Source organism: Faecalibacterium tardum (genome assembly GCF_040096515.1).
Taxonomy (GTDB): domain Bacteria; phylum Bacillota; class Clostridia; order Oscillospirales; family Ruminococcaceae; genus Faecalibacterium; species Faecalibacterium tardum.
Window position 1 is genome coordinate 1 of record NZ_JBBMEO010000058.1, and the last position, 5,304, is coordinate 5,304.

The following is a 5,304-nucleotide window of genomic DNA, read 5'->3' on the forward strand; positions in this document are numbered from 1 at the left end:
GAGTCCAGAGGTAGGGAGGGGGGAGTCGGAACACCCCTCCCTGCCTCTGGCCCAGCGGAGCGTCCCTGCACGCTTGCAGCGAGTAGTAACTTCCCCTGCGCCGCGCAATCCCAATTACTTTTCAGCTACTGCCGCCTCCGGCTCACCCAGAGCCAGCACCTTCGTCAGTTCGGACTGCACCTTGGCGTTGGTGGCATCGGTGACTGCCAGCACGTCGGAATAGAACTTTTCCATCTCGTCACGGGTGGAGAAGGTGGCTACATACATCTGGTTGCCCATGGCACCGGACAGTGCCTCGGGGATGCGATCCACCATGCGCATGTTGTCCTGATACTTCTGCATCAGCTGCTCGTGGCTGTAAACGAAGCTCTTGCCGTCCCGGCGGCCGACAAAGGCGCAGTAATAGTGCTCACCCACCGGCATATCGGTGCCGCCGAAGGCGATCATGTCCGCCCAGATCTTGTACACGTTGGTGGAACGGGCAAAGTCGATCATGTCCGGGGTAAAGCCGCCGCAGGGGCGCATGTTGACTTCCAGCGCCACGAGCTGGCCTTTTTTGCCCATGCTGGCCTGATCCTCGGTCATGCGGAAGAACTCGAAGTGGACAAAGCGGCTCTTCACCCCAAAGCTCTTGACGGCGGCACGGCCTGCGGCGCGGGTGTCCTCCGGCAGATCCTTGATGATGTAGTAGATAGAGTTGTCATCGTTGTTCACGATGTCCATGATGGACACGGGGCTTACGTTGCCCGCCTCAAAGATGGGGTTGCCGTGGGCGTCGATGATGGCATCGTAGCTGTTCACCTCGGCGCGGACGAACTCCTCCATGATGTAGGCCACATCCGGGTGCTCCTTCTCCTTGTAGGCCAGAAATTCTTCCAGTTCCTTGTCGGTGGAAAGGCGGTGGGTATCCGAAGCACCCACGCCGTTGTCCGGCTTGACTACCACCGGGTAGCCTACCTGTTCCACAAAGGCCTTGCAGCCCGCAAGGTCATCCACCATGTGGTAGCGGGCGGTGGCGATACCGGCCTTCTGATAGTACTCCTTCATCTTGCTCTTGTACTTGATGCGGGGCATATCAGAGGTCTGGAAGCCGCTGGTAATGTGGAAATCGGTGCGCAGGGCGGCATCCCGTTCCAGCCAGTATTCATTGTTGGACTCCAGCCAGTCGATGCGGCCATACTTGAAGGTGAAAAAGGCCACAGCGCGGTATACCTCGTCGTAGTTTTCCAGACTGTTCACCTTGTAGTACTCGTTCAGGCTTGCCTTCAGTTCGGGCTTCAGCTCCTCGTAGGGCTGGTCGCCGATGCCCAGCACGTTCAGGCCGTTGTTTTTCAGCTCCCGGCAGAACTGCCAGTAGTTCGTGGGGAAGTTGGGGGAGATAAAAATAAAGTTCTGCATAGTATTTGTTGATTCCTCTTTCCGTTACCTCTATGATTGCAATGCCCCTGCGAGGGCGGGACAGACTTTAATATTGGGAAACAACGGCGCGTCCATGGACGCGCCGTTGTGCCATTTTCACGGGATGGGTCACTGCTGGCCCAGAATGTAGGGCATATAGTACGCCACCTGCTTATACCACCAGTTCCAGTCGTGGTTGACATCGTGACCCCACAGGTCTACCCAGATGGGGATATGCTTTGCTTCAAAGATGCGCTTGAGCAGCCATGTGGTGTCCGGCTGTTCCCAGTCGCCCTGACCGCAGCAGATGACCGCCTTCTGATTGCGGAACAGCTGCATATAGGGGTGATCCTCCGGGAAGTTCTTCATGTAGTCCACGGGGGAGTTCATGTACACCAGCTCGTCCATATAGTCGCCAAAGCCGTAATGGGCAGTGTAGATGCCGCTGAGCGCCAGACAGCCGCAGAAGATATCCGGGCGGCGCAGATACAGGTTTACCGCGTGGGTGGCGCCCAGACTGCACCCGAAGGCGATGATGCCGGGCAGGTCGCTCCAGCCGTTGCGCTGCTGCGCCAGATGCTGAAGCATCGGGGCGGCCTCGCGGGTGATGTAGTGCAGCCACTGCTCATAGCGGCGGATACGCCAATAGGGGTTGCCCTGCGCGTCCGACCAGGTTTCCTGATCCATGGTGTCGATGGAAAGCACCATGATCTGCCCGGACTCGATCCACGGGGCAAGGGTATCGGCCATGTGGAAGTTTTCAAAATCGAAGAATCGGCCGTCCTGACAGGGAATATACAGCATCGGGCGGCCGGCGTGGCCGTAAAGCTTGCACTCCATATCCCGTCCCAGTTCCGGGCTGTACTCCTTGAAATACTGCATCTCCATGGTGTTTCCTCCTTTAGTGTTGTTGGGCTATGGTGTCGCCCTTCTCTTACTCCTCCACCTCATACAGCAGGGTGTGGAACACGAAGGGCAGCTGTTTTTCCCAGCTGACTTCGCTGTGGGTGCCGCCGGGCACGATGCGGCTGGTCAGGTGGATGCCCCGGGTCATTAGCTTGCCGCTCAGGGCAGAAAACTGTCGTCGGATGCCCTCGTGGTTGCCCATCTCCCGGGAGCCGTAGTCCATGTACAGCACCGTGCCGGGGGCAAGCTTTGCGCGCCCCACAAGGCCGGAAAGCTTATCCGGTGCCACCCAGATGGAGGGGGAAAGTGCTGCGGCGCGGCTGTAAGTATCGTTATATTGCAGCAGGGCATACAGGCTCATCAGTCCGCCCATGCTGCTGCCGCCGATAAAGGTATTTGCCCTGTCCGGCAGGGTGCGGAAATTCTGGTCGATCAGGGGTTTGAACCGGTGGATGAACCAGCTCATGGTGGCCTGTCCCTTGCCGTCAAAGTGGCCGTAGGTGGGGTCATCGAAGCGGTAGGGGGAATACTCCACCAGACGCTCGTTGTTCACCCCGGCGTTGCACTCGATGGCCGCCACGATCAGCGGGGTGTCGGTATAGTCCAGATAATCCGCCACGCCCCAGCTTTTGCCGTAGGTGGCATCCTCGTTGAAAAACACGTTCTGCCCATCGAACATATACAGCACGGGAAACCGGCGCTCCGGCTGTGCCTCGTACATGGTGGGCAGGTAGACATACGCCCGGCGCTGTTCGGTGCCGTTGACCGCCGGGTAACTCATGCTCCATTTTTTGATCATGGTGCTTCTTTCCTCTCAAATCTTCCTGCAAGGGGCACAGGCGGCAAGCCCACGCCCTTTATAGGTAGTGTAGCACCATGCGGCGGGAATTGCAATGATTATAGAGCAAAGGGACTGCTGCCCCAGACGGTATGCAGCAGTCCCTTTAAAAGCCGTAGGGTGACAGGCGGCTCAATACTTCTTTTCCACAGGCACGATCCAGCCCTTGGTATCGGGGATCTTGCCCCACTGCATACCGGTCATGGTGTCGTACAGCTTCTGGGTGACAGGGCCGATCTTGCCGTCGCCGATAAAGGCGTGCTCGCCCTTCCAGACCAGCTCCTTGACAGGGGAGACGACAGCGGCAGTACCGGTGCCGAACACCTCTTCCAGCTTGCCTTCGCGGGCAGCTGCCATGATGTCGGCAATGGCAATCTTGCCCTCAACGACCTCGTAGCCCCAGTCCTTCAGCAGCTCGATGCAGCTGCGGCGGGTGACGCCGGGCAGCACGGTGCCCACGGTAGCAGCGGTGTACACCTTGCCGTCGATCTTGAACATGATGTTCATGCTGCCAACTTCTTCAACGTACTTCTTCTCCACGCCGTCCAGCCACAGCACCTGTGCGTAGCCCTGCTCCTCAGCCAGCTCACCGGCCTTGATGGAAGCGGCGTAGTTGCCGCCGCACTTGGTAAAGCCGGTCAGACCCGGGGCGGCGCGGATATACTCGTCCTCCACATAGATGCGCACCGGGTTGATGCCCTCGGCGTAGTAAGCGCCGGAGGGAGCGCAGATGATGCAGAAGATATAGTGCTTGGAAGCGTGCACGCCCAGACCCACATCATTGGCAAAGATGAAGGGACGGATGTACAGGGAAGCGCCATCGGTGTGGGGCACCCAGTCGCGGTCCACGTCCACCAGAGCCTCGACGGCCTGAATGTAGTCCTCTACCGGGATCTTGGGGATGCACAGACGGTCGGCAGAATCCTGAAAACGCTTGGCGTTGCAGTCCGGGCGGAACAGCTGCACAGTGTCGTCAGCGGTGCGGTAGGCTTTCATGCCCTCAAAAATCTCCTGTGCGTAGTGGAACACCACGGTAGCGGGGTCCAGCTCAAAGGGGCCGTAGGGGACGATGCGGGCATCGTGCCAGCCCTCGCCCTCGGTGTAATCCATGACGAACATGTGGTCGGAGAACTTTTTGCCGAAGCCAAGCTTCGTCTCATCGGTGGGCTTTGCCTTGGGCGCAGCCGTGCGGGTGATCTTGATATCCAACATAGTGAGTTTCCCTCTTTCCTTTTATGCGCGTGCGCACGATTTCCGGCGCTTTATGACACAAATGTTGGTTTCTATTATAATATTCCCAGCCGGTTTTGCAAGGAATCGCAAAATGTTTCATCTTTCTACCGGTAAAGTTGCACCAGATTGTGAGCACAATGGTGTGCAAACTGCCAAATCTATGGTACAATAGAGGCACAGAGCACTTTTGCGGGGCACAGTCCCGCTTTTCTATGGAAGGAGCATACTGCCATGATCGACAGCGTTATTTTTGATATGGACGGCCTGATGTTTGACACCGAGCGGGTCTGGGCTACCCTGTGGGAGCCTGCACTTGCCACCCTTGGGCTTTCTTATAAGGAAGGGCTGGACGTTGCCGTTCGCGGAACGGCGGGAGATTCCATGCGGGCGGTGCTGCGCCGCTTCTACGGGGAAAACTGCGACACGGACGCCATCATCGCGGCGCTGCACGCACAGGCGGAAAAGGCGTTTCAGGCACCGCCGCCCAAAAAGCCCGGGCTGGACGAAATTCTGACATGGCTGGACGCGCAGCACATCCCCATGGCAGTGGCTTCCTCCAGCCGGATGGCGTCTATCCGGCACCATTTGGACGGCTGGGGCTTGACCCACTATTTTAAGGTGATCGTCTCCGGCGAGCAGTTCTCGGCCTCCAAGCCCAACCCGGAAATTTTTCTGCGGGCAGCGGAAGCACTGGGCACTGTGCCCAGTCGCACCCTTGTGCTGGAGGACAGCTACAACGGCGTGCGCGCCGGTGCCAACGGGCGTTTTATCACCGTGATGGTGCCGGACATGGCCCCCGCCAATGACGAGATGCGCCGTCTGTACACCGCCGAGTGCCGCGATCTGTACGAGGTGCTGGACGGGTTGCAGAAGGGGAGGTTCTGAGTGAGGGATGTTCTCTTTTGGTGTCAAAAGAGAACCAGAAAACC

The 5,304-nt window shown here is 58.4% G+C and carries 5 protein-coding genes; 1 reads left to right on the forward strand and 4 read right to left on the reverse strand.

Annotated elements, in window-relative coordinates; all coding sequences use genetic code 11:
- Window positions 1–114: 114 nt before the first annotated feature.
- From WMO44_RS14265 to WMO44_RS14280, 4 genes are all read right to left on the reverse strand, one after another.
- Window positions 115–1,398, reverse strand: coding sequence for an ATP-grasp domain-containing protein (locus WMO44_RS14265; protein WP_349152975.1), 1,284 nt, complete (start codon window positions 1,396–1,398; stop codon window positions 115–117).
- Window positions 1,399–1,527: 129 nt separating this feature from the next.
- Window positions 1,528–2,286, reverse strand: coding sequence for an esterase family protein (locus WMO44_RS14270; RefSeq protein WP_349152976.1), 759 nt, complete (start codon window positions 2,284–2,286; stop codon window positions 1,528–1,530).
- 46 nt (window positions 2,287–2,332) lie between these two features.
- A complete protein-coding gene (locus tag WMO44_RS14275) occupies window positions 2,333–3,103 on the reverse strand; it encodes an alpha/beta hydrolase (protein ID WP_349152977.1) in 771 nt (256 codons plus the stop codon).
- Between the two features lie 171 nt (window positions 3,104–3,274).
- The gene (locus tag WMO44_RS14280) at window positions 3,275–4,354 is read right to left on the reverse strand and encodes a branched-chain amino acid aminotransferase (RefSeq protein WP_349152978.1); all 1,080 of its coding nucleotides are present in this window, start codon (window positions 4,352–4,354) and stop codon (window positions 3,275–3,277) included.
- 252 nt (window positions 4,355–4,606) lie between these two features.
- On the opposite strand from WMO44_RS14280, the gene WMO44_RS14285 reads away from it, so the two are divergent.
- Window positions 4,607–5,260 carry an HAD family hydrolase gene (locus WMO44_RS14285; protein WP_349152979.1) on the forward strand — a complete coding sequence of 218 codons (654 nt, stop codon included), beginning with the start codon at window positions 4,607–4,609 and terminating at the stop codon, window positions 5,258–5,260.
- Window positions 5,261–5,304 lie beyond the last annotated feature (44 nt).